20 protein-coding genes and 2 tRNA genes are annotated in these 21,859 nt (G+C 71.4%); 6 read left to right on the top strand and 16 right to left on the bottom strand.

Annotated features, from left to right (window positions below; translation table 11 throughout):
- Nucleotides 1-158: 158 nt before the first annotated feature.
- Nucleotides 159-917, top strand: a complete 759-nt coding sequence (locus ACIPSJ_RS01105; protein WP_359215649.1) for an IclR family transcriptional regulator C-terminal domain-containing protein — start codon at nucleotides 159-161, stop codon at nucleotides 915-917.
- A gap of 87 nt (nucleotides 918-1,004) precedes the next feature.
- Nucleotides 1,005-1,078, top strand: a tRNA-Lys gene (locus ACIPSJ_RS01100).
- On the opposite strand, the gene ACIPSJ_RS01095 is transcribed toward ACIPSJ_RS01100, so the two are convergent.
- The 5 genes from ACIPSJ_RS01095 to ACIPSJ_RS01075 all read right to left on the bottom strand — a co-directional run bounded on the left by ACIPSJ_RS01095 (nucleotide 1,044) and on the right by ACIPSJ_RS01075 (nucleotide 6,635).
- Nucleotides 1,044-2,699: an AMP-binding protein gene (locus tag ACIPSJ_RS01095; RefSeq protein WP_401342497.1), complete on the bottom strand. Its 1,656-nt coding sequence runs from the start codon at nucleotides 2,697-2,699 to the stop codon at nucleotides 1,044-1,046. The two genes, ACIPSJ_RS01100 and ACIPSJ_RS01095, sit on opposite strands and share 35 nt — an antisense overlap.
- A gap of 126 nt (nucleotides 2,700-2,825) precedes the next feature.
- Nucleotides 2,826-3,299, bottom strand: a complete 474-nt coding sequence (locus ACIPSJ_RS01090) for a DUF3592 domain-containing protein (protein WP_359215654.1) — start codon at nucleotides 3,297-3,299, stop codon at nucleotides 2,826-2,828.
- A 129-nt stretch (nucleotides 3,300-3,428) separates the two neighbouring features.
- Entirely contained in the window at nucleotides 3,429-4,034 is a 606-nt protein-coding gene (locus ACIPSJ_RS01085; RefSeq protein ID WP_401342495.1) for a lytic polysaccharide monooxygenase, read from the bottom strand.
- Nucleotides 4,035-4,149: 115 nt separating this feature from the next.
- The gene (locus tag ACIPSJ_RS01080; protein ID WP_401342493.1) at nucleotides 4,150-5,280 is read right to left on the bottom strand and encodes an SPFH domain-containing protein; all 1,131 of its coding nucleotides are present in this window, start codon (nucleotides 5,278-5,280) and stop codon (nucleotides 4,150-4,152) included.
- Between the two features lie 53 nt (nucleotides 5,281-5,333).
- The gene (locus ACIPSJ_RS01075; RefSeq protein WP_401342491.1) at nucleotides 5,334-6,635 is read right to left on the bottom strand and encodes a peptidoglycan-binding protein; all 1,302 of its coding nucleotides are present in this window, start codon (nucleotides 6,633-6,635) and stop codon (nucleotides 5,334-5,336) included.
- A 197-nt stretch (nucleotides 6,636-6,832) separates the two neighbouring features.
- On the opposite strand from ACIPSJ_RS01075, the gene ACIPSJ_RS01070 reads away from it, so the two are divergent.
- The 3 genes from ACIPSJ_RS01070 (at nucleotide 6,833) to ACIPSJ_RS01060 (ending at nucleotide 11,203) form a co-directional block, all read left to right on the top strand.
- Nucleotides 6,833-6,906, top strand: a tRNA-Lys gene (locus ACIPSJ_RS01070).
- Nucleotides 6,907-7,310: 404 nt separating this feature from the next.
- The gene (locus ACIPSJ_RS01065) at nucleotides 7,311-9,269 is read left to right on the top strand and encodes a glycosyltransferase family 2 protein (RefSeq protein ID WP_401342489.1); all 1,959 of its coding nucleotides are present in this window, start codon (nucleotides 7,311-7,313) and stop codon (nucleotides 9,267-9,269) included.
- Nucleotides 9,266-11,203, top strand: a complete 1,938-nt coding sequence (locus ACIPSJ_RS01060; RefSeq protein ID WP_359215669.1) for a kelch motif-containing protein — start codon at nucleotides 9,266-9,268, stop codon at nucleotides 11,201-11,203. The genes ACIPSJ_RS01065 and ACIPSJ_RS01060 overlap by 4 nt, the downstream gene beginning before the upstream one ends.
- A 6-nt stretch (nucleotides 11,204-11,209) precedes the next feature.
- On the opposite strand, the gene ACIPSJ_RS01055 is transcribed toward ACIPSJ_RS01060, so the two are convergent.
- Nucleotides 11,210-11,725 carry a MarR family winged helix-turn-helix transcriptional regulator gene (locus ACIPSJ_RS01055; RefSeq protein ID WP_401342487.1) on the bottom strand — a complete coding sequence of 172 codons (516 nt, stop codon included), beginning with the start codon at nucleotides 11,723-11,725 and terminating at the stop codon, nucleotides 11,210-11,212.
- A gap of 31 nt (nucleotides 11,726-11,756) precedes the next feature.
- On the opposite strand from ACIPSJ_RS01055, the gene ACIPSJ_RS01050 reads away from it, so the two are divergent.
- The gene (locus ACIPSJ_RS01050) at nucleotides 11,757-12,704 is read left to right on the top strand and encodes an EamA family transporter (RefSeq protein WP_401342485.1); all 948 of its coding nucleotides are present in this window, start codon (nucleotides 11,757-11,759) and stop codon (nucleotides 12,702-12,704) included.
- On the opposite strand, the gene ACIPSJ_RS01045 is transcribed toward ACIPSJ_RS01050, so the two are convergent.
- From ACIPSJ_RS01045 to ACIPSJ_RS01000, 10 genes are all read right to left on the bottom strand, one after another.
- A complete protein-coding gene (locus ACIPSJ_RS01045) occupies nucleotides 12,607-13,626 on the bottom strand; it encodes a glycoside hydrolase family 6 protein (RefSeq protein WP_401342483.1) in 1,020 nt (339 codons plus the stop codon). The two genes, ACIPSJ_RS01050 and ACIPSJ_RS01045, sit on opposite strands and share 98 nt — an antisense overlap.
- A 346-nt stretch (nucleotides 13,627-13,972) precedes the next feature.
- Nucleotides 13,973-14,650, bottom strand: a complete 678-nt coding sequence (locus tag ACIPSJ_RS01040; RefSeq protein WP_359215681.1) for a class F sortase — start codon at nucleotides 14,648-14,650, stop codon at nucleotides 13,973-13,975.
- Between the two features lie 13 nt (nucleotides 14,651-14,663).
- On the bottom strand, nucleotides 14,664-15,212 hold the full coding sequence (locus tag ACIPSJ_RS01035; protein ID WP_401342481.1) for a hypothetical protein: 549 nt from the start codon (nucleotides 15,210-15,212) through the stop codon (nucleotides 14,664-14,666).
- 118 nt (nucleotides 15,213-15,330) lie between these two features.
- Entirely contained in the window at nucleotides 15,331-16,110 is a 780-nt protein-coding gene (locus tag ACIPSJ_RS01030; protein ID WP_359215686.1) for an HAD-IIA family hydrolase, read from the bottom strand.
- Nucleotides 16,111-16,271: 161 nt separating this feature from the next.
- The gene (locus ACIPSJ_RS01025; RefSeq protein WP_401342479.1) at nucleotides 16,272-17,339 is read right to left on the bottom strand and encodes a 2-aminoethylphosphonate ABC transporter substrate-binding protein; all 1,068 of its coding nucleotides are present in this window, start codon (nucleotides 17,337-17,339) and stop codon (nucleotides 16,272-16,274) included.
- 47 nt (nucleotides 17,340-17,386) lie between these two features.
- Complete coding sequence (locus ACIPSJ_RS01020) at nucleotides 17,387-18,184, bottom strand: ABC transporter permease subunit (protein WP_359215692.1); 798 nt, start codon at nucleotides 18,182-18,184, stop codon at nucleotides 17,387-17,389.
- Entirely contained in the window at nucleotides 18,171-19,061 is an 891-nt protein-coding gene (locus tag ACIPSJ_RS01015; RefSeq protein WP_401342476.1) for a 2-aminoethylphosphonate ABC transporter permease subunit, read from the bottom strand. Before ACIPSJ_RS01015 ends, ACIPSJ_RS01020 begins: the two co-directional genes overlap by 14 nt.
- Nucleotides 19,024-20,076: an ABC transporter ATP-binding protein gene (locus tag ACIPSJ_RS01010; protein WP_401342474.1), complete on the bottom strand. Its 1,053-nt coding sequence runs from the start codon at nucleotides 20,074-20,076 to the stop codon at nucleotides 19,024-19,026. Before ACIPSJ_RS01010 ends, ACIPSJ_RS01015 begins: the two co-directional genes overlap by 38 nt.
- Nucleotides 20,073-20,705: a phosphonatase-like hydrolase gene (locus ACIPSJ_RS01005; protein ID WP_401344523.1), complete on the bottom strand. Its 633-nt coding sequence runs from the start codon at nucleotides 20,703-20,705 to the stop codon at nucleotides 20,073-20,075. The genes ACIPSJ_RS01010 and ACIPSJ_RS01005 overlap by 4 nt, the downstream gene beginning before the upstream one ends.
- 38 nt (nucleotides 20,706-20,743) lie before the next feature.
- Nucleotides 20,744-21,829 carry a TIGR03364 family FAD-dependent oxidoreductase gene (locus ACIPSJ_RS01000; protein WP_401344521.1) on the bottom strand — a complete coding sequence of 362 codons (1,086 nt, stop codon included), beginning with the start codon at nucleotides 21,827-21,829 and terminating at the stop codon, nucleotides 20,744-20,746.
- Between the last annotated feature and the right edge of the window lie 30 nt (nucleotides 21,830-21,859).

The following is a 21,859-nucleotide window of genomic DNA, read 5'->3' as shown; positions in this document are numbered from 1 at the left end:
GCCAGAGGGTCTTTGCCGCAGGCGGGAGGGCTGGAATCTCGCCAACACCCCCTCCGTTTCCGGCTCTTGCCCGTTATCGTGGAGAGGATCCGCAGTCCGGATCGCGGCCCAAGCAGTGCTGACAAAGCAGCAAGCCGAGCGAGCGCAGGGGGACCACCGTGGCGCTGAAGCACGAGCCGACCGCCCCGTACCACTCCGCCCAGGACGCGCTCCGTGTCCTGGAGACGGTGGCCGGGCACTCCACCGGCGTCACCGACACCGAACTGGCCCGTCTCACCCGCCTGGACCCCGACCGGCTGACCGCGCTGCTGCGCATGCTGCGCCGCGAGGGCTACGTCGAGCAGGTCGCCGACGGCGCGTACGTCACCGGCGAGACCCTGCGCCGCCTCGGCTCCGCGCACGAGCGGGAGCAGGCCCTCGGCGAGCAGCTCCAGCAGACCCTCGACCGGCTGCGCGACTCGGTCGGCGCCGCGATCTACCTCAGCCGGTACGTCGACGGCGAGGTGAGGATCGGCCAGTACGCGGCCGGCCCGGCCACCCCCGCGGTCAACGAGTGGGTGGACTTCCGCTCCTCCGCGCACGCCACCGCGATCGGCAAGAGCCTGCTCACCCAGCTCGACCACAACGCCCGCCGCGACCACCTCTCCCGGCACAAGATGGCCCGCCTCACCTCGCGCACCATCACCAGCGACAAGCTGCTGCTCTCCCGGCTGGCGGCCCAGCCGCCGACGGTCCCGGTCCTGGACCTCCAGGAGTACGCGATCGGCACGGTGTGCGCGGCGGTGCCGATCACCGCGGGCTCGTCCGTGGGCTGCCTGGCCCTCTCCCTGCCGGTGGAGCACGCCCACCGGCTCCGCCAGGCCGCCGACGCCCTGAACCGCAGCGCGGCCCCGGTGCTGCTCTCCCTCGCGATCTGAACCCGGTCGAAAGCACCCTCGCGGACCAGGTAGTATTTTCTTCGTCGCCAGCCGCGAGAAGAGATTCAGACGGTCGGCGGGAGTCATGCGCCGCTAGCTCAGTTGGTTAGAGCAGCTGACTCTTAATCAGCGGGTCCGGGGTTCGAGTCCCTGGCGGCGCACCGATGAAGGGCCTCTCGTGGACACGAGGGGCCCTTCGGCGTCCTCCGGGGTCAGCCTGCGGTACGTCCGCTCCCCCGGCGGCCGCCACCACACCGGGTCGGCGCACCGCACCCCTTCCCGCCGCAGCGCCGCCCGCTGGATCTTGTTGGTCGCCGTCACCGGCATCCGCTCCACCACCCGGACGAACCGGGGCGCCATCTTCGTCCCCAGATCGGGCTGGGCCAGCAGGAACTCGGCGAAGTCCAGCGGCTCGAACCGCCCGGCGATCGTCGCCATCACCTGGTCCCCGGTCACCGGGTCCGGCACCCCGTACACGGCGACGGCGTCCGCCCCCTCGTACCGCGCCACGATGTTCTCGATCATCGCGGCGGCCAGGTTCTCCCCGTCGACCCGGATCCGGTCGTCGGTGCGCCCGGCGAAGTACAGGTAGCCCTCCCCGTCCCGGTAGAACAGGTCCCCGGTCCAGTACCAGCCTCCCCGGCGCCGTTCGGCCTCCGCCGCCGGGTTCCGCCAGTACCCCTCGAAGGGGTTCGGCGCCCGGTTCACCAGCTCCCCGATCGCCTCCTCCCCGTTGAGCAGCCGCCCCCCGGAGTCGAAGACGGCCACCGGGCACTCCTCCCCCGTCTCCTGGTCGAGGACGACGAGCCCGGCCGCCGCCCGCCCCACCGCCCCCGCCGGTGTCCCCGCCGACCACTGCACGGCCGCCCCGCCCTCGGACGACCCGTACCCCTCCACCAGCCTGACCCCGAACCGCTCCTCGAAGGCCGCCGCGTCCACCGCCCCGGCCTCCGTCCCGAACCCGAGCCGCAGCGGGTTGTCCCGGTCGTCGGCGCGCGGCTCGGTGGCGAGGATGTACTGCACCGCACGCCCGACGTACGTGAAGTAGGTCGCCCGGTAGCGCCGCACGTCCGCCAGGAACCCCGACGCCGAGAACCGCCGCCGCAACGCCACCCCGGCCCCCGCCACCAGCGCCGGCGCCCAGTCGGCGATCACCGCGTTCCCGTGGAACATCGGCATGCAGACGTAGTGCACGTCGTCCGCCCCGACCCCGAACTGCCCGGCAAGGGACCGCCCCGCCGCCGCCAGCCGCCCCTGCGAACAGAGCGCGGCCTTCGGCGCCCCCGTGGAACCGGAGGTGAAGTAGAGCAGGATCCGATCGGCCGGGACGGCCCGCGAGTCATCGGGAAAAGCGCCCAGGTAGGGGGCGAGCAGCGCGCCGTACTCCGGTTCGTCCGTGACCAGGACCCGTACCCCGGGCAGCTCCAGCCCGTCCAGCAACGGCAACCACGCCCGCTCGGTCACCAGCACCGGGCACTCGGTGTGCAGGATGTCCCGGGCCAGCTCGGGCCCCCGCCGGGTCGGATTGATCCCGGCGACGGCGGCCCCGGCGAGCGCGGCGGCCCCCAGCCACAGCGGGAACTCCGGTGTGTTGTCGAGCAGCACCCCGACGTGGGGCACAGCACCGGCGGGCAGCAGGTCGGCGAGCAGCGCCGCCCGCGCCGCGGCGCCCCCCGCCACCTCGTGATGGGTCAGCACCCGCTCCCCGCACCACAACCCCGGCCGGTGGTCACCCCACCGCGCGGCCACCGCTTCAGCGATCGTGCGTATCTCGGCGTCCATGGAGAGGCAGAGTAATTGACACACCGTCAGATTGCAGCGCCCCGTAACGGGCGCGGGGCTGTGACATTTGCGGCTCCGCCGCGTGGGCGCGAGCAACCACGACGAACCCGCACCCGACCGGCGACCTCACGGCCCGAACTCCCCCACCGCCGAGAACATGAAGTGCGCCACCCCCATGAAGACCAGCGCGAACCCGATGAACACCCCGAAGAACGCCACCGTGCACCCGGTCCCCACCGCCAGCTTCCCCGGCGCGGGCGGCTGCGACGTCGCGCCCTCGGGGTGCTCCGGCAGGTAGTACACCGTCACGAAGTCACCCTCGATCACGGTCGACCGCCCGCTCGCCTCGTCGAAGCGGACGACCCGCCCCTCGGCCGTCGTGAACTCGTAGACATGGTGCAGCGTGGTCGTCACGGACGTGTCCCCCGCACCGCCGCTGGTCCTCGTGTACGACCGCAGACAGCGCGCCTCGGCGGTACGCCCGTGACGCCACGTCCGGCTGATCTCGCTCGACCTCCGCAGCGTCTTGACCAACCCGAGGACACCGACGACGACGAAGATGCCGGGAAGGATGTAGAAGAGCGCTTCCACCAGGCCCATGAGAGTCCCCCGCTTCCGAACACCGGTCCGACTGACCGGTGTGGCGGGAACGTACCCCTCCGACCAGTGGCAGGTCCTCAAGCGAAGCTCAGATCAGCCGGGTGTTACCCAGTCGTCGAACGACGCCGGTCAGAACGTGACGTCCGAGCAGGCATAGAACGCGTTGCCCGTGTCGGCGATCGTCCAGACCGCCACGATCACGTGGTGACCGCTCAGCCCCGACGGCAGCGTGCCGCTGTGGCTGAGGGTGGCCGGCGGGCGCTGGCCGTTGTAGGGGACGGTGAGGAACGGGATGGTGTTGAGGTCCGAACGGGCGAGGGCGTGGTTCTGGTTCCACCCCTGCTTGGTGACGTAGTACTTGAAGTCGGTGGTCGCGTGCATCGCCGTGAACTGCCAGCGGAAGGTGTACGACTGACCACCCGTCACCCTGGTTGTCGGCCAGGCGCCGCCCGACGGGGTGGTCGGCGAGCTGAGCTGGGCGAACCTGCTCAGCCCGCCGTTGCAGATCTGCCCGTCGGCCGGCCCGGAGGCCGGGAAGCCCTTGGGGCCCTCGACGCTCTGCGGCTCCCACTGGATGTCGCCGCAGTTGGCCACCGTGCCGTTGGCGCAGAGCTTCTGCCGGCTGACGGGGAGGTCGGTGTAGCCGTGCCCGCTGGCGCCGCCGGTGGAGAGCGCGAAGGCTCCGGCGGTCGCCACGCCGAGCACGACGGCGGAGATCTTGGTCCGTTTACGCATGCTGCCGCTCCTGGAGAACGTGGGGGAGGTTCCGATGAGCCGTGCAGGTCTAGACCAAGTCCCAGATTATTGCCGCTACTTGACCGTGTCTATATCGAAGACGCGTCCATCCCCATCACAGGACGGACTCCGCGCGCCCCGAGCAGAACGCCACCGTCAGGTCCCGCACCAGCACCTTGCGGTCGTAGTCGTCGAGTTCGACCAGTCCGCGCATGGTCAGCCGGGTCACCGTGTCCTCGACCGAGTCCACGACCGAGGTGAGCATGGTGGCCCGCTGCCGGGCGTCCAGCGCGGCGATCCGGCGGCGCTGCATGGCCCCGGCCACCTCCGGGGCGTACTCCACCCGGACCGGCCGCACGGAGAACACCTCCAGGCCGATCCCGGCCGCGTCCGCCGAGACCAGCCGGGTCAGCGCGTCCCCCGCCACCTCGACCGAGCCCCGGGCGGTGCCCGGCAGCTCCACCGGCACCCGGGCCAGCGCGGCCTCCACGCACTCGCGCAGATACGTCTCGTGGTCCTCGACCCCGAGCACGGCCCGCGCGGTGTCCCGCACCCGCCACACCACCAGGACGACGACCCGCAGCGCGACCCCGTTGCCGTCCGCGGCCGGCATCTCCTCGCTGCGCCAGTGCCGCAGCCGGACGTCGACCCGGCGGCGCAGCAGCAGCGGGTTGACCCAGAGCAGGCCGGTGCGCCGTACCGTCCCCCGGTAGCGGCCGAACAGGCCGAGCACCCAGGCCCGGCCGGTCACCCCGCGGGTGAGCCCCGCGAAGCCGAACAGGCCGAGTGCGCCGGCTCCGGCGTACGCGGCCCACTGCGCCGGGCCGAGTCCCGCGCCCGCGTACGCCGGGAGGCGCAGCGCGTGCGCCGCGAGCGGCGGCAGCACCCCCGCCCACCAGGAGGTGGCGAGGCCGCCGGCCACACCGCCGAGCCCGGTGCACACCCCGGCCGCGCCGGGCAGCGCCCGGGCGGGGCGTTCCACCAGTTCGGGGTCGACGGCGGCGGCCGGCCGGGGCTTGGTCATGGCCGGGCGGCGCAGCCGGGGCTGTTCGCCGGTGCCCTGCCGGCGGCCGACCACGGCGGGCCGCAGCGGCACCGACACCGGGTCGGGGTCGTCGCGGAACAGCAGGTGGACGGGGATCTCGGTGGTGACCTCGTTCTGGATCAGCCGGGGGGCCGGACGGGCGGGCGTCCCGTCGTCCAGGGGGTCGTCCGAATCAGGGGTGTGCTCGGTGGTCGTGCTCATGCCTGCCTCCAGCCTCCGCGCCAGATGCTTCATTCAGGTGATCGTCGGGTCCGTCACAGGAACAGGCGGCGCCAGGTCTCCGGCCCCGGGTAGCCGTCGGCCGCGCCGCCGCGCCAGCCCTGGGCGCGCTGGAAGGCCTCGACGGCACGCCGGTCCGCCTCGTCCCAGGCCGGCCCCGGCCCCTTGGGGTAGAAGCGGCCGTAGCCCTTCGCGACCAGCTGCCGGCCGAGCCGGGTGACGTGGTCGTTGCTCGCGCCCGGGCGGAAGTAGTTCTTGCCCGGATAGCCCGGGACCCCGTGCGAGGCGGGGGCGGGCGTCGCCGTCGCGGCGGGTTTGATGTTCTTGCCCTTGCCGCCGGCGAGGAGTTCCCAGGTGCGCGGCCCGGGCAGGCCGTCGGCGGCGGCGCCGGTCCAGCCCTGGGCCAGCTGGAAGGCCTTGGTGGCCCGCTGGTCGGCCGGGCCCCAGACCGGCCCGGGGCCCTTGGTGTACTGGCTGCCGGCGCCCCGGGCGATCAGCATCCGGCCGAGCAGGGTGACGTACTTGTTGTCGGCGCCGGGCCCGAAGTAGACCGCCCCCGGGAACGGTCCGGCCGCCTTCTGGGCCTCGGCGCCCGAGGCGCCCGGGTCCGCGACCACGCCCTTGTAGCGGTAGGGGACGTACTTGGCGGAGTTGCTCCAGTAGGCGTAGGGCGTGGACTGGCGGCGGGCGTGCGGGGGTGTCTGCTCGTACGCGGTGTAGGCGGTGTGCGTGTAGTCCGTCCAGCCGCCGAAGAGCACGACGTGCGAGCCCTTCTCGGGGTTGTCCGGGTTGTGGAAGAGCAGCATGTCGCCGGGTTCGAGCTCCTCCTTGGTGATCTTCGTGCCGAACTGGTCGAGGCTGCCGGTCCACTCGTTCCCGGTCAGGCCCCAGGCCATCGAGACATAGCCGGAGCAGTCCTGCCGGTACCCGTCGGTCCAGTAGAGGGTCATGCTGTACGGCACCTGGGCGGTGACCCAGGTCTTGGCGCGGTTGATGATCTCCGCGCGGGTGATGGGCGGTGTCGTGACCGGGCCCTGGACGGGCTTTCCGGCCGGGCCGTGCAGGGGGGACTTGGCGCCCTGCGGGGTGTCGGGCTCGCCGTCGTCGGGGACGGCGGGCCGGTGGGGGGCGGGCGGGGTGCTGTGGGCCGCGGCCGTGGGGGCGGCCGCGGTGAGGGCGGCGGACGCGGCGGCGGCCACGACCAGGACGCTCCGGGCGGCCGGATGCCCGCCGAAGCGGCCGGGCAGCGGGGCCGCGCCCACCCGCCGCCAGTGGACGCAGCCGGGGCATTCGCAGTCGTTCGCGGGGTCGAATTCCTCGAATACCGGGGCCGGCATGCGATTCCCCTCACACTTCGGGTGGATATGTCCGGGACTGTGCACGTTGATCAGTTTCCCAACTGTCTTCCCGGTGCGCATGCTGACGGTCCGAATGATGTACGGCAGGGGGCCGACGGGGGTCGCCCCGGTGGCCTACGCCCCGGTCGCGGTCGGGAGCACCCTCCCCGGTCCGGTAGAGTTCTCGATGTCAGCAGGCGCCGCTAGCTCAGTTGGTTAGAGCAGCTGACTCTTAATCAGCGGGTCCGGGGTTCGAGTCCCTGGCGGCGCACCGACAGCAGAAGGCCCTCCGCAGCAGCGGGGGGCCTTCTCGCGTACACCTCACCGGTCACATCGGGCCACTTCGGCACCCTCTGCCCCTGTCTGTCAACAACCGACACGGTCGGTCCATAGAATCCCCACACGCTCCACAATGAACGCGTATGACCGGTAAACACCGCGTTTCGCTCTTGCGATCATGCTGAGCACCGTAGAACCCTGGTTGTCCAAAGTGCTGGTGTTTCGCGGCACTTGGGGGGTAGATAGCCGGTTGCCAGATCTGCGGGGTGAGGGGCCCCGATCAGGCGTCGGTGCCGAGGGGGGCACCTTTTGACGCGCCCGGCAGGGTCGAGGGGGATCCGAGCGGGCGGTTGGACCGATGAAACACGCGCTGATCTGCGTGTGGGGGGATGACTCATGACGTCGACGCCGATGGGCGCCCGGCAGGAACAGGAATACGACCCGTCACAGACCACACAGCTCCGGGTGCCAGGGCACCGCACCACCGCCGGCGCCCTGGGCCGCATAAAGAAGACACTGCCCAGATACGACTACGAGCACTACAGCCGGCTCGCGGGCCCCCTCACCCAGCCCGATCCGGACACGCCGTACCGGGTGCAGTACCGCTCACTGCTCTCCCAGGAGCCGCACCGCCTGCGCGCCGCGCTGATGCTGGGCGCGGCCCCGCTGCTCTCGCTGGTGCTGCTGACCTGGCTGCTGCAGCCCGAGCACTGGACCCAGCGGGACTATCCGGCGTACGACTTCCTCCCGGCCCTCGACATCGTGATGCTGGTGTCGATCGGCCTGATCGAGTTCTTCCGCTGCATGAACGTGCTGTCGAACGCGCACGCCACCCTGGTCGCCCGCGACCCGGTCCCGGTGGTCCCGGAGACCGGCACCCGGGTCGCCTTCATCACCACGTTCGTGCCCGGCAAGGAACCCCTCGACATGGTCACCCGCACCCTGGAGGCGGCCGTCCGGCTGCGCCACCGGGGCCTGCTGCACGTGTGGCTGCTCGACGAGGGGGACGATCCGGAGGTGAAGGAGGTCTGCGCGCGCCTGGGCGTGCACCACTTCACCCGCAAGGGCGTCGGCCGGTGGAACCAGGCCAAGGGCCCGCACCGCGCGAAGACCAAGCACGGCAACTACAACGCCTGGCTGGAGGCGCACGGCGACGAGTACGACTTCTTCGCCTCCGTCGACACCGACCACGTGCCGCTGCCGAACTACCTGGAGCGGATGCTGGGCTACTTCCGCGACCCGGACGTCGGCTTCGTCATCGGCCCGCAGGTCTACGGCAACTACGACACCTTCGTCACCAAGGCCGCCGAGTCCCAGCAGTTCCTCTTCCACGCCCTGATCCAGCGCGCCGGCAACCGCTACGGCGCGCCCATGTTCGTCGGCACCTCCAACGCCGTACGGATCCGGGCGATCAAGCAGATCGGCGGCCTGTACGACTCGATCACCGAGGACATGGCCACCGGCTTCGAGATGCACCGCGCGAAGAACCCGGCGACGGGGAGGAAGTGGCGCTCGGTGTACACCCCGGACGTGCTCGCGGTCGGCGAGGGCCCGAACGCCTGGACCGACTTCTTCACCCAGCAGCTGCGCTGGTCCCGGGGGACGTACGAGACGATCCTCAAGCAGTACTGGAAGGGCCTGTTCAGCATGGGTCCCGGCAAGCTCTTCAACTACACGATGATGATCATCTTCTACCCGATGTCGGCCCTCAACTGGATCCTGGCCGCGCTGAGCTGCGCGCTGTTCCTGGGCCTGGGCGCCTCGGGTGTGAACATCGACCCGACCGTGTGGCTGATGCTCTACGGCAACGCCTCCGCGCTCCAGATCGGCCTCTACATCTGGAACCGCCGGCACAACGTCTCCCCGCACGAGCCGGAGGGCTCCGGCGGCGTGGCCGGCATGGTGATGTCGGCCCTGTCCGCACCCATCTACGCCCGTTCCCTCATGGACGCGGTGCTGCGCCGCAAGAGCAGGTTCGTGGTCACACCGAAGGGTGAGTCGGCCAGCCCGGACACCCTGTTCGGGACGTTCCGGATCCACTGGTTCTTCATCCTCGTCTTCGGCGGTTCGCTCGTCTCCGGCTTCCTGAACGGCCACTCGCAGCCGGCGATGCTCACCTGGGCCTCGCTGGCGCTGCTGATCACGGCCGCGCCGATCTTCGCCTGGCAGTACACGCTGCGCAAGGAGCGCGGGGCACCGGTGGCGGCGGCCGAGCCGGAGGACGCGGTGCCGGCCGGGTACGTGCCCGCGGGACACGCGCCGCAGCAGCGGCCGGCCTGGGCGCCGCCCGCGGGCGGCGGCACCGAACAGACGATGCGGATCGCGCTCGGCGGGCTGGGGGGTCGTAAGGAATGAACGAGAGTGCCGGCCGCCGCCGGGCTCGTCGTCTCGCGATCGGCACGGTGGTGGTGCTCGTCCTGGCCGGGATGAACGGGCCGTGGGTCTACCGCTTCGGGACCGAGCAGTACCACCAGTACAAGATCAACAGACCCGAGTACAAGGCCGAGAACGGCCACTGGGACGTCATCGAGTTCCCGAAGGAGTACCGCCAGGACACGATCCACGCGGTGCTCCTGCACACCGGGAAGGTGCTGCTCGTCGCGGGCTCGGGCAACAACCAGGACAACTTCGACGCGAAGATCTACGACAGCCGGATCTGGGACCCGGTCAAGGGCACGATCAAGAAGGTGCCCACCCCGGCCGACCTGTTCTGCACCGGGCACACCCAGCTCGCCGACGGCAACATCCTGATCGCGGGCGGCACCAAGCAGTACGAGAAGCTCAAGGGCGACGTCAAGAAGGCCGGCGGCGTCATGATCCTCTACAACGAGAACCCGGACAAGCCGATGACCCTGCCCAAGGGCACCCGGTTCACCGGCAAGCAGAACGGCAGGACGTTCCTCTCCGACGACTCGGTGCTGATCCCGCGCGCGACCAAGGTCTTCGACAAGAAGACCGGCAGGTTCCTGCGGAACAACCCCGGTTACGCGCGGGTCGTCGTGGAGGCCCCGAAGCAGGGCACCCGGTACGAGACCGGCACCCAGGACAACTACAGCATCCAGGGACTGACCGGCGCCGACGCCCGCAACACCTACGGCATCGCCAACAAACTCGGCATGGACAAGCGGGACTTCGAGGGCATCAAGAACGCCTACGAGTTCGATCCGGTCGCCGAGAAGTACATCAAGGTCGACCCGATGAACGAGGCCCGCTGGTATCCGACGCTGACGACCCTCTCCGACGGGAAGATCCTCAGCGTCTCCGGGCTCGACGACATCGGGCAGCTGGTGCCGGGCAAGAACGAGGTCTTCGACCCGAGGACGAAGACCTGGACGTACACCACATACAAGCGCCAGTTCCCGACCTACCCCGCGCTGTTCCTGCTGGAGAACGGCAAGCTCTTCTACTCGGGCTCCAACGCCGGGTACGGGCCGGACAATGTGGGCCGCGACCCGGGGATCTGGGACGTGGACACCAACGCGTTCACCAAGCTGCCCGGGCTGAGCGACCCGAACATGCTGGAGACGTCCGGAACCGTGCTGCTGCCGCCGGCCCAGGACGAGAAGTACATGGTGGTCGGCGGCGGCGGGGTCGGCGAGTCCGCGCTGTCCACCAGGAAGACCCGGCTGATCGACCTGAAGGACCCCGACCCGAAGTTCGTGGACGGGCCCTCCCTGGAGAAGGGGACGCGGTACCCGCAGATCTCGGTGCTGCCGGACGACAGCGTGCTGGTGTCGGGCGGCTCCGAGGACTACCGGGGGCGCGGCGACTCCGACATCAAGCAGGCGCGGATCTACGACACGGCCACCGACTCGTTCAGGCGGGTGGCCGATCCGCTGGTGGGCCGGAACTACCACTCCGGCTCGATCCTGCTGCCGGACGGCCGGGTCATGTTCTTCGGGTCCAACCCGCTGTTCGCGGACAAGGCGAACACCAAGCCGGGCGTCTTCGAACAGCGGATCGAGATCTACACACCGCCCTACCTGTACCGGGACTCCCGGCCCTCGCTGAGCGGCGGTCCGCGGACCATCGCCCGGGGCGGCACGGGCACGTTCACCTCGCAGCACGCCTCGACCATCAGGAAGGTCCGGCTGATCCGGCCCAGCGCCACCACCCATGTGACGGACGTGGACCAGAGGTCGATCGCCCTCGACTTCAGGACCTCCGGGAACAGGATCACGGTGACCGTGCCCAAGGACCGGAACCTGGTGCAGTCGGGGTGGTACATGCTGTTCGTGGACGACGACCAGGGGACGCCGAGCAAGGCGCAGTGGGTGAAGGTGCCCTAGCGCGCCCTAGCCCTCCTCGACCCGGGACAGCCAGGTCGTGAGCAGGGTTTCGAGGGTCTCGGCCTCGGCGGGCGTCAGCAGGTCGAGCAGCCGGCGCTCGTTGCGCATGTGGTCGGTGAACGCGCGGTCGATCAGTTCGCGGCCGGGTCGGGTGAGGGCGACGATCCGGCCGCGCTGGTCGTCCTCGGACCGGCGGCGGGTGACGAGTCCGGCCTCCTCCAGGCGGTTGATCCGCTTGGTCATCGCGCCGGTGGTGACCATGGTGTGCGCGGCGAGTTCCCCGGGCGCCCGTTCATAGGGGGCACCGGCCCGGCGCAGGGCGCACAGCACGTCGAACTCCCCCTCGCCGAGGCCATAGCGGCCGTAGACGAGGCAGAGCTCCTCGGTGAGCCGGTCGGCCAGCCGGTGCAGTCTGCCGATCACCGCCTGCGGGGCGACATCGACGTCGGGCCGCTCGCGGCGCCAGTCGGCCTGGATGAGGGAGACGCGGTCCGGCACGTTCGGTTCGTCCATGCGTTCCATAATAGCTTCCCGGGAAGCTATATTGCCTTCCATGGAAGCTACTCTGCGCCGACGGGCGCTGACCGCGGTCGCGCCGGTGGCCTGGGGCGCCAACTACTACGTCACCCACCAGTTCCTGCCGGCGGACCGCCCCCTCTACGGGGCCGCCCTGCGGGCGCTGCCCGCCGGTCTCGTCCTGCTGGCCGTGTGCCGGCAACGGCCGCGCGGTGCCTGGTGGTGGCGGTCCGCGGTGCTCGGCCTGCTCAACGTGAGCGTGTTCTTCGTCCTCGTCTACGCCGCCTCCCAGCTACTGCCGACGAGCATCGCCTCGACGGTCATGGCGCTGTCCCCGCTGGCGATGATGCTCATCGCCTGGGCCCTGGTCGCCGAGCGGCCCGGCACCGCGCACCTGGCCGGTGCCGCGATCGGGCTCGCGGGGGTCTGCCTCATGCTGCTCACGGGGGCCGACGGCGTCAGCGTGCCGGGGATCCTCGCCTCGGCCGCGGCCATGCTCGTGTCGTCCTTCGGCCACATCCTGACCAAGCGGTGGAGCGCCGGCACCGACGTGCTCGCCTCGACCGCCTGGCAGCTCACCGCCGGCGGCCTGTTCCTGCTCCCGGTCGCCGCGGCGATGGAAGGGCCGCCTCCCGCGCTCTCCCCGGCGGCGCTTCTCGCGTTCGGCTACGTCACCCTGATCGCCACCGCGCTGGCCTTCGTCGCCTGGTTCACCGGCCTGCGCCACCTGCCCGCGGGGACCGTCGGACTGATCGGCCTCCTCAACCCCCTCACCGGCGTACTGCTCGGCACCGCGGTCGCCGGCGAGGTGCTGACCGGCCGCCAGCTGTGCGGGCTGGTCCTCGTCCTGGCCGGCGTCGTCCTGGGCCGGCCCGCACGCACGGAGGTCAGGAAGCCGACGCCAGCTTCAGCGCGTAGGCCGGCCACCAGTCCCCCGCCTGCGGCCCGCCCTTGCACGTCCCGTCCGACTCCCCCGGGCGCTTGACCCACAGGTAGGCGTCCACCAGCGGATCCGCCGTCTTCGTCGTCGGCGGCTCCCCCAGCGCCCGCCCCGGCGGGTTGCACCACCGCTCGTCCGGATTCCCGCCCGCGTACGGCCCGTTGCCGTTCCTGCTGGTGTCGATCACGAAGTGCTTGCCGCCCACCTTCCGCGACAGCTGCCTGCCGTAGGCGATGGAGTCCTCGGTGGAGTAGAAGTTGGAGACGTTGACCGCGAAGCCGTCCGCCAGGTCGACGCCCGCCCGCTTCAGCGGCTGGTAGATCTGGTCGGGGTGGCCCCAGCCGGCGTTGCCCGCGTCCAGGTAGACCTTGGTGTTCTTCAGCGCCTTGAGCGTGGTGATCGCGCCGCGCAGCAAGTCGTAGCGTTCTTCGGCGAATTGGGCCTGCGTGCAGCCGTCGACCAGGTGCAGCACGGCGTCCGGTTCGAGGACGACGGTCGCGGGGCGGTCCTGGATGCCCCGGGCGACCCCGTCGATCCACGCCCGGTACGCGTCGCCGTCGGCCGCGCCGCCCTGGCTGTACTGGCCGCAGTCGCGGTGCGGGATGTCGTAGAGGACCAGTAGGGCCGTGCGGCCGGAGTTCTGCGCGGCCTCGGTGAAGCCGCGGGCCTCCTGCTCCGGGTTCTCCGGGCCGATCCACTCACCGGTCGGCTGTGCCGCTATTCTGCGGATCCGCTCGGCGTCGGCGTCCTTGCCGGCCTGCGCGTAGGCCTTGACCTGGCGGGCCGCGTTGGAGTCGGGGTTCACCCAGAACGGGTCCGCCCCCTCGGGCTGTTGGGTGATCGCCGCGCCCGGGTCGGCGGTCTCCTTCTTGTCGTCCCCGCCGCCCGAGGAACAGCCGGCGAGCAGCAGCACCGCCCCCAGCGCCCACGCCCAGACCGACGAGCGGGCCCCCCTGCTGTCGTACATCCAATTCCCCCCTGGGTGCACTTGGCCAGGCCCCAATCGTGACATACCCGCCGCACTCGCCACGAGATCGCCCAAGAGTTGTCCGCGAGCTGTTACAGCCCGCGGCGACGGCGGCACCGGCGCCGCGCCGCTCGACGCTTGGCGGGCGGGGAGCTAGGCCCCGGCGTCCGTTGCCCTCTAGAGTCGTTTCCAGGCGGCCCCGGCTCCCGGTCTGCCTTCTTCGCCTCCCGCGCCTGACGCCGGGTTACTCCCGCAGCCCGAGCGCGCGCGGTCGAGGACCGGCCCGGTCGGCGGTCTCAGGGGAGCGGGTCGTCGACCGGGCCAGGTGGGTGCCGCGGCGGCGGCGCTATGCGGCGGTTCCGGTGAGGTACGCCGAGACGACCACGTTCGCCGTGTAGCTGTGGGTCGTCCGGTCGAAGGTGCCGCCGCAGGTGATCAGCCGGAGTTCGGCGCGGCCCGACTCCCGTGTTCCGTAAGCCTGTTGTGCGTCGAAGTGGTCGCGGGGCAGGACCCTGATGTCGTCGACGGTGAACTCGGCGACCGTGCCGTCGGCGCGGACCACGCGGACCGTCTCGCCCGGGTGCAGGGCGCTGATCTTGTAGAAGACGGCGGGCCGGGTCTCGGTGTCGACGTGTCCGACCAGGACCGCGGTGCCGGCCGCCCCGGGTTCGGTGCCGGAGCCGTACCAGCCGACCACGCCGGGCTGGTCGAAGGGCGGCGGGTCGACCCCGCCGTCCGGGTCGAGGCCGCGGGCGACCACGGGGGCCTGCACGCCCAGGTCCGGGATGTCGATGCGCTGGGGCGCGGCCGAGGTCAACGGCTTGGCGGCGGGCGGGAGTTCGGCGCCGAGGGGACGGCCGACGGCGGCCACGTCGCCCGTGGTGGCGCCCGTCATGCCGTCGGGCACCTCGGTCACCCCGCGGCCCCACAGCCAGAGCCCGAGCAGCAGGATCGCCCAGGCCACGCCGGTCAGCAGCCGTCCGGTGCCGGCGGGCCGACCGGAGTCGTCGCGGTCGTCGGACATCCCGGTGCCGTCCTCAGCGCGAGCCACGGCCCCGGCGGGCGCCCAGCAGCCCGACGGCGATCGCGGCCAGCGCGGCGAGGACGAGTCCGACGACCGCCTGCGCGGTGTCCGGACCGGCCGAGCGCGACTCCACCGACGCGAGCGGGGCGGTCCCCCCGCCGCCCGCGCGCACCGGCGCCATGGGCGAGGGCAGACCCTGCTGCCCGCCCTGCGGCGACAGGGACGGCTGTCCTACGACGGTGACGCTGCCGGTGAGGACGGAGCCGGCGCAGCTGACCTTCACGGTGTAGGTGCCGGCGCCGGTCGTGGAACGGACCTGGGCCTCGCCGGTCAGGGCGCCGTCGAAGCCCGCCAGCCGGGCGTCCGAGACGAAGGCCGTGGAGGCGGCGCTGCCGGTCGTACCCGAGCAGCCGCTCACCCGCAGCGCGACGACGGAGCCGGGGGCCGGGGAGGCCGGGCTCACGGTGACGCCCCGGCCGTCCGCCGCATGGGCGGCCGCCGGGGAGAGACCGGCGGCGCAGGCCAGTAGTCCGATACAGAGAGTGAGGCGTAGTGAGCCCATCGTGAACCTCCAGATATCTGGAGGCTCCCCCGCACCGGGCGCCCCCGCATCCTCGGGGGGCGCCTTCTTGCTCCGGACGAGTGAGATCAGGTTTCGCACCCGCCCGGTCGGACGGACGTCAGATCCGTTCGACGAGGTCCGCGATCGAGTCCACGACCTGCGACGGCCGGAACGGGTAGCGGTCGATGTCGTCCGGCTGGGTGACGCCGGACAGCACCAGGAAGGTGCGCATCCCGGCCTCCAGGCCGGCGAGGACGTCGGTGTCCATCCGGTCGCCGATCATCGCGGAGGTCTCCGAGTGGCCGCCGATCGCGTTCAGGCCGGCCCGCATCATCAGCGGGTTGGGCTTGCCGACGAAGTACGGCTCCTTGCCGGTGGCGGCGGTGATCAGCGCGGCCACCGAGCCGGTGGCGGGCAGGTCGCCCTCGGTGGACGGGCCGACGTTGTCGGGGTTGGTGGCGATGAACCGGGCGCCGTCGTTGATCAGGCGCACCGCCCTGGTGAGCGCCTCGAAGGAGTAGGTGCGGGTCTCGCCGAGGATCACGAAGTCGGGCTCGTGGTCGGTGAGGACGTACCCGATGTCGTGCAGCGCGGTGGTCAGTCCGGCCTCGCCGATCACGTAGGCGCTGCCGCCGGGCCGCTGGTCGTCCAGGAACTGGGCGGTGGCCAGCGCCGACGTCCAGATGTTGTCCACCGGCACGTCCAGGCCCATCCGGCGCAGCCGTGCGTGCAGGTCACGGGCGGTGTAGATGGAGTTGTTGGTGAGCACCAGGAACGGCTTCTCGGAGTCCCGCAGCTTCTTCAGGAAGGCGTCCGCCCCCGGGATCGGGACACCCTCGTGGATGAGGACCCCGTCCATGTCGGTGAGCCATGACTCGATGGGCTTGCGGTCTGCCATGTCGTGCGTCTCCTGGCGTGCGTCTGCGTACGGCGTACGAGCGGGTCATACGGTCATGCGTATGCGGGGGGGGCGCCGGAACCACGGCGTACCGACGCCCCCAGCCTAGACACAGGTCCGATCACACGGGAATGCCCTGCTCGGCCGCGGTCCGCCGCCGGTCAGCTGCCGGTCGCCGACTTCCAGGCCTCCACGTACGACGTCAGGTTCTTGTCGATGTCGTTCCAGTCGGGCGTGAACACGTCGACGCCGTCCATCAGCTTGGTGAGCGCGATCGCGTTGGCGTCGACGGCCTTGACGTCGGTGCGGGCGCTGAAGCCGCCGCCGATCGAGCTGACCTCCTGCTGCTGCTTCCGCGCGAGCATGAAGTCGAGGAGCTTCTTGCCGTTCTCGCTGTGCGGGGCGCCCGTGAGCAGACCGGCCGCGTAGGGCAGCGCGAACGTGGTGGGCTTGCCGCCCTCGGCCGCCGGGAACCAGATGCCCAGGTTCGGCATGGTCTTGGACTGGGCGTAGTTCATCTGGACGTCGCCGTTGGCGACCAGCAGCTCGCCCTTGTCGACCTTGGGCGCGAGCTTGCCGGTGGAGGCGGACGGGCCGACGTTGTTGGCCTGGAGCCTGCCGAGGTACTCCAGTGCCTGCTTCTCCCCGCCGAAGTCGTGGATCGCCTTGATCAGCACGGCGGTTCCGTCACCGGCGACCCCGGGCGTGGAGTACTGCAACTTGTTCTTGTACTTGCCGTCGAGCAGCTCCTCCCACGTCGTCGGCGCCTGCTTCAGCTCCTTCTTGTCGTAGACGAAGCCGAAGTAGTTGTTGACGACGGAGGTCCAGGTGCCGTCGGCGCCCTTGTCGGCACCGCCGACCCGCGCCGATCCCTCGGGCCGGTACTTCTGCAGCAGCCCCTTGCCGTCGGCCTGCTGGATGAACGGCGGGAGCGTGACCAGCACATCGGCCTGCGGGTTGCTCTTCTCCCGCACGGCACGCTGCACCACCTCGCCGGAGCCGCCCTCGACGTACTTGACCTTGATGCCGGTCCGCCGGGTGAAGTCGGCGAAGACCTTGTCGTACCAGCCGTCGTTGTTCTCCGCCTTGAGCCCGTCGGCGCTGTAGACGGTGACGGCCTTCTCGTCGGCGGCGGCCGAGGAGCCACCGCAGGCGGTCAGGAGCGGAGTGGCGAGCAGCGAGACGGCTACGGCGATCTTGAGCGTGTTTCTGGACGTGATTCCGGGCATGGCGAGGCGAACTCCTTGCGTCGGTCAGGGTCGGTACGGGCCGTGGATCAGCGGTACGAGGCGCGGTTGCGGACGCGGGAGACGACGAACAGCGCGATCAGGGTCGCCGTCATGAGGACCACCGCGAGGGCGGAGCCGGCGAAGAGGGCCCCGCGGTCGGTGGCCGAGTAGATCAGGACCGGAAGCGGGGTCCAGTCGGGCGGATAGAGCATCATCGTGGCGCTCAGCTCGCCCATGGAGAGAGCGAAGCAGAGCCCTGCGGCGGCGGTGAGCGAGGGCAGCAGCAGGGGCAGCCGGACCCGCCACAGCACATACGCCGGCCGGGCACCGAGCGAGGCGGCGGCCTGCTCGTAGGCGGGGTCGAGACGGGTGATCGCGGCCGACACCGACTGATGGGCGAAGGCCGTCACCAGCACGGTGTGCGCGAGGATCACGATCCACCGGGTGCCGTTGAGCAGGAACGGCGGCTTGGAGAAGGCCACCAGCAGCGCCAGCCCGACCACGACCGACGGCACGGCGACCGGCAGCACGAACAGCGCGTCGACCAGCTGCCGCTGACGTTTCCTCAGTGCCGCCCCGGCCAGCGCCGCCCAGGTGCCGACGGCCAGCGCCAGCAGACTCGCGCCGACGGCCGTGACCAGGCTCGTGGTGAGCGCCTGGAGGGCGTCACCCCGGGTGGCCGACCGGAAGTTGCCGGCCGTCAACCCAGAAGGCAGCACGCCGGACCAGTGGGTGGCGAAGGAGGCGCCGAGGACGACGAGGAGGGGCAGGGCGAACAGCGGCAGGAAGAGCACGGCGAACACCGCCCACACCGCCCACTTGGCCCCACGGCTATGCACCAGCACGACGGCTCACCACCCGGTAGAGGCCGTACAGCCCCACGGAGATCAGGACGTTGACGACGGCGACGACACAGGCACCCGGATAGTCCGACTCCAGGATCGCCTTGCTGTAGACGAGCATCGGGAGGGTCGTGACCCCTTTCGCGCCGGTGAACAGCACGATGCCGAACTCGTTGAGGCAGAGGACGAGGACGAGACTCCCGCCTGCCGCGAGCGCCGGCAGCGCCTCCGGCAGGATCACCTGCCGGACGATCCGCGGCGCCCGCGCCCCCAGACTCGAAGCCGCCTCGATCTGCGCGGTGTCCACCTGCGAGAACGCGGCGAGCAGCGGCCGCATCACGAACGGCGTGAAGTAGGTGACCTCGGCGAGCAGCACACCCCAGGGCGTGGTCAGGAACTGGAACGACCCGACGATCCCGGTCGTGCCGTAGATGAAGAGAAGCGCGAGGGTGATGAGGAAGGAGGGAAAGGAGAGGTAGACGTCGATGAACCGGGCGACGGCTTTCGCCCCCGGGAAGGGGATGAACGCGATCACGAGAGCGAGCAGGAACCCGAGGATCAGACACCCTGCGGTGGAGGCGACGGCGATCCAGACGGTGGTCCAGAGCGCGTTGCGGAACGACTCCGAGGCGAAGACGTCGGCGTAGGGCTGGAGCGAGGTGCCGCCGGTGTCCGGACGCACGGACTGCTGGACGACAAGGGCCAGCGGATAGAGGAAAAAGAAGCCGAGGAGCAAAACAGGCGGCAGGACGATTCCCCAGTGGCGCGGGACTGCATCTGATGTGCGGCTACCGCCGCGTGGGCGCGACCAGCCCCCACCGGCCCGCAGCCGAGCCACAACCTCACCCACGGCCCACACCACCCGGCAGCAACACCGCATCCTCCGGCGCGAAATGCAGACTGACGGAATCCCCGAACCCCGGCGGATCCCTCAACTCCCGCACATCCGCCATCACCACCTGCCCGTCCACCTCCACGTACAGCCGATGCGTGGCCCCCCGCCACTGCACATCCGTCACCGTCCCGACCAGCCTGTTCGGCCCCTCCCCCAGCCCCACCAGATGCGGCCGCACACACAACGTGGCCCGCGCCCCCGAGACCGCCCCCGCCGTGTCGACCTCGACCGACACCCCCGCGAAGTCCGCTCCCCCGGCCGCCACGGTCACCGGCAACAGGTTCGCGCCGCCCACGAACGACGCCGTGAACTCGTCGGCAGGCGCCCGGTACAGCTCCCTCGGCGTCCCACACGCCCGCAGCCGCGCCCGGTCCATGACGGCGATCCGGTCGGCCAGCGTCAACGCCTCGACCTGGTCATGGGTGACGTACAGGATCGACACGTCCGGCAACTCCCGGTGCAGCCGCGCCAGTTCGGCGAGCATCCCGGACCGCAGCCGAGCGTCGAGCGCGGACAGCGGCTCGTCGAGCAGCAGCACCTCCGGCCGGATGGCCAGCGCCCGCGCGATGGCGACCCGCTGCTGCTGCCCGCCGGACAGCTCGCGCGGATACCGCCGCGCGTAGGCGGCCATGCCGGTCATCTCCAGCGCCTCGGCGACCCGTTCCCGGGTCTCGCCCTTGCCCGCCCTCCGCGCCCGGAGCCCGAACGCGACGTTGTCGGCGACCCGCATGTGCGGGAACAGCGCGTACTGCTGCACCACCATCCCGATCCCGCGCCGGTGCGGCGGCAGGTCGGTCACGTCGCGCTCGCCGAGGAACACCCGCCCGGCGACGGGCCGTACGAACCCGGCGACCGCCCGCAGCGCGGTGGTCTTGCCGGAGCCGGACGGCCCGAGCAGGGCCATCACCTCGCCGGGCTCGACGGTGAGGTCGAGGGCGTCGAGGACGACGTTCCCGTCGTAGGCGACGCTCACCGAATCGAAGCGGATGCCGCTGCTCATGCGAGCACTCCGGGCAGGTCCGCGACGGAGTCGAGCACATGGGTCGCCCCGGCCGCCCGCAGCGCCGCCGCGTCGTGCGCGCCGGTCAGTACCCCGGCGACCAGGCCGGCGCCCGCGCGGACGCCGGTGAGCATGTCGTACGAGGTGTCACCGGCCACGGCGATCTGGCGTACGTCGTCGGCGGCCGCCGTGTGCAGCAGCGCGGCGAGGACCATGTCGGGGTACGGCCGCCCGCGGCCCCCCGCGTCGGCGGGGCACAGGGTGAGCGGGACCAGGTCCTGCCAGCCGAGGGCGGCGAGGATCGCGTCCTGGGTGGCGCGGGCGAAGCCGGTGGTGAGCACGACCGTACGGCCCTGGCCCTGGAGCCGCTCGATGGTCTCGCGGGCGCCGGGCAGGGCGTGGACCCTGCCCCCGTCGACGAGTTCGGCGTAGGCCGCCTCGAAGGCCTTGTTGGCCTCCTGCGCCTTCGCCTCCTCCCCGAACAGGTGCCGGAAGACGGAGATCTTGGACTCGCCCATGGTGGCGCGGACGTAGTCGATCATCTCGTCGGGGTCCGCGCCCAGGTGGCGGGCGGCCGCCGTGAACGCCTGCTCGACGAGCCCGCCGTCGGCGACGGTCGTACCGGCCATGTCCAGCACGACAAGTCGGATGTCCTCGGTCAATTCCCTCACCAGCCCAGTTCGTTCGCGGTCGTCTCTGCTATCGCGGGCGAGCAGGTCATGCCGCGCCCGCCGGGCCCGGTGACCAGCCACACCCCGTCGGCCACCCGCTGCCGGTGCACGACCCGCGAGGGGTCCGTGCACTGGGCGTACACCCCGGCCCAGCGGTGCCGGACGCGTGGCAGCGGCCGGCCGAGCAGGGACTCGACGACCCCGGCCAGGTGCTCGTACGGCTCCTCGACGGTGTCGAAGGCGAAGGGGTGTTCGTACTCGTGGGTGTCGCCGATGGTGAGGCCGCCGTCGGCGCGCTGCACCATGAGGAGCTGCATGCGGTGGAGGGCGGCGGTCTCCGGCTGCGGCTGGCGGGCGTTGAGCTCGTCCAGGGCCGGGGAGGCGTACGCCGGGTAGTAACGGAAGCTGTCGGCGTCGGCGACCGAGGTGGGGAGGGGTTCGCCGAGCGGGTCGGTCTGCATCATCTGGAGGCGCACCCGGCGCACGGGCAGGTCGGGTCCGGCGAGTTCGCGGACCAGGCCGCCGAGCCAGGCCCCGGTGGCCAGGACGACGGCGTCGGCGCGGTGGACGTCCCCGTGGTCGTCGCGGACGGCTGCCGCGCCCACGACCTCGCGGACCTCCCGGCCGGGCAGGAAGGTGTAGTTCGGGGACTTCAGCAGCTCGGCGCGGAGGGCGAGCTGGGCGGTGCGCGGTTCGACGGCCGCGTCGCGTTCGCAGTGGAGGGCCGCGTCGAAGGCGCCGCGCAGGGCGGGGTTCAGGGCGCGGGCCTCGGCGGGGGTGAGCAGCTTGTGGCCGCGGGCGGCCGCGTCGGCGCGGGCCACGGCGGCCTCGGCGACGGCGAGTTCGCGCGCGCCGCGCACCGGGGTCAGCGACCCGTTGGCCCGGAAGCCGAGCCCGGGCACCCGCCCGCCGATCTCCTCCCACAGCTCCCGGGCCCGCAGGGCGGTGTCGAGTTCCTCCCCGCCCGCGCGCCCGCTCACCCAGATCTGCCCGAAGTTGCGCAGCGAGGCGCCGCGGGCCTCGGCCTCGCGCTCGATCTGCACGACCTCGTGGCCGCGTTCCACTGCCTGCCAGGCGTGCATGGTGCCCACCACGCCGGCTCCTACGACTGT

This window comes from Streptomyces sp. NPDC090088, assembly GCF_044747345.1.
Taxonomy (GTDB): Bacteria; Actinomycetota; Actinomycetes; order Streptomycetales; family Streptomycetaceae; genus Streptomyces.
This window is presented reverse-complemented; position numbering and strand designations above follow the sequence as displayed.

What these genes read in the sequence shown, in the direction of transcription:
- ACIPSJ_RS01030 (WP_359215686.1), bottom strand. Translation starts at nt 16,110, where the DNA reads ATGGCAGACCGCAAGCCCATCGAGTCATGGCTCACCGACATGGACGGG.
- ACIPSJ_RS01085 (WP_401342495.1), bottom strand. Translation starts at nt 4,034, where the DNA reads ATGCGTAAACGGACCAAGATCTCCGCCGTCGTGCTCGGCGTGGCGACC.
- ACIPSJ_RS01045 (WP_401342483.1), bottom strand. Translation starts at nt 13,626, where the DNA reads ATGTACGACAGCAGGGGGGCCCGCTCGTCGGTCTGGGCGTGGGCGCTG.
- ACIPSJ_RS01015 (WP_401342476.1), bottom strand. Translation starts at nt 19,061, where the DNA reads ATGCGGTGTTGCTGCCGGGTGGTGTGGGCCGTGGGTGAGGTTGTGGCT.
- ACIPSJ_RS01065 (WP_401342489.1), top strand. Translation starts at nt 7,311, where the DNA reads ATGACGTCGACGCCGATGGGCGCCCGGCAGGAACAGGAATACGACCCG.
- ACIPSJ_RS01040 (WP_359215681.1), bottom strand. Translation starts at nt 14,650, where the DNA reads ATGTCCGACGACCGCGACGACTCCGGTCGGCCCGCCGGCACCGGACGG.
- ACIPSJ_RS01060 (WP_359215669.1), top strand. Translation starts at nt 9,266, where the DNA reads ATGAACGAGAGTGCCGGCCGCCGCCGGGCTCGTCGTCTCGCGATCGGC.
- ACIPSJ_RS01035 (WP_401342481.1), bottom strand. Translation starts at nt 15,212, where the DNA reads ATGGGCTCACTACGCCTCACTCTCTGTATCGGACTACTGGCCTGCGCC.
- ACIPSJ_RS01055 (WP_401342487.1), bottom strand. Translation starts at nt 11,725, where the DNA reads ATGGAACGCATGGACGAACCGAACGTGCCGGACCGCGTCTCCCTCATC.
- ACIPSJ_RS01090 (WP_359215654.1), bottom strand. Translation starts at nt 3,299, where the DNA reads ATGGGCCTGGTGGAAGCGCTCTTCTACATCCTTCCCGGCATCTTCGTC.
- ACIPSJ_RS01050 (WP_401342485.1), top strand. Translation starts at nt 11,757, where the DNA reads ATGGAAGCTACTCTGCGCCGACGGGCGCTGACCGCGGTCGCGCCGGTG.
- ACIPSJ_RS01025 (WP_401342479.1), bottom strand. Translation starts at nt 17,339, where the DNA reads ATGCCCGGAATCACGTCCAGAAACACGCTCAAGATCGCCGTAGCCGTC.
- ACIPSJ_RS01000 (WP_401344521.1), bottom strand. Translation starts at nt 21,829, where the DNA reads ATGCACGCCTGGCAGGCAGTGGAACGCGGCCACGAGGTCGTGCAGATC.
- ACIPSJ_RS01005 (WP_401344523.1), bottom strand. Translation starts at nt 20,705, where the DNA reads ATGGCCGGTACGACCGTCGCCGACGGCGGGCTCGTCGAGCAGGCGTTC.
- ACIPSJ_RS01095 (WP_401342497.1), bottom strand. Translation starts at nt 2,699, where the DNA reads ATGGACGCCGAGATACGCACGATCGCTGAAGCGGTGGCCGCGCGGTGG.
- ACIPSJ_RS01080 (WP_401342493.1), bottom strand. Translation starts at nt 5,280, where the DNA reads ATGAGCACGACCACCGAGCACACCCCTGATTCGGACGACCCCCTGGAC.
- ACIPSJ_RS01075 (WP_401342491.1), bottom strand. Translation starts at nt 6,635, where the DNA reads ATGCCGGCCCCGGTATTCGAGGAATTCGACCCCGCGAACGACTGCGAA.
- ACIPSJ_RS01010 (WP_401342474.1), bottom strand. Translation starts at nt 20,076, where the DNA reads ATGAGCAGCGGCATCCGCTTCGATTCGGTGAGCGTCGCCTACGACGGG.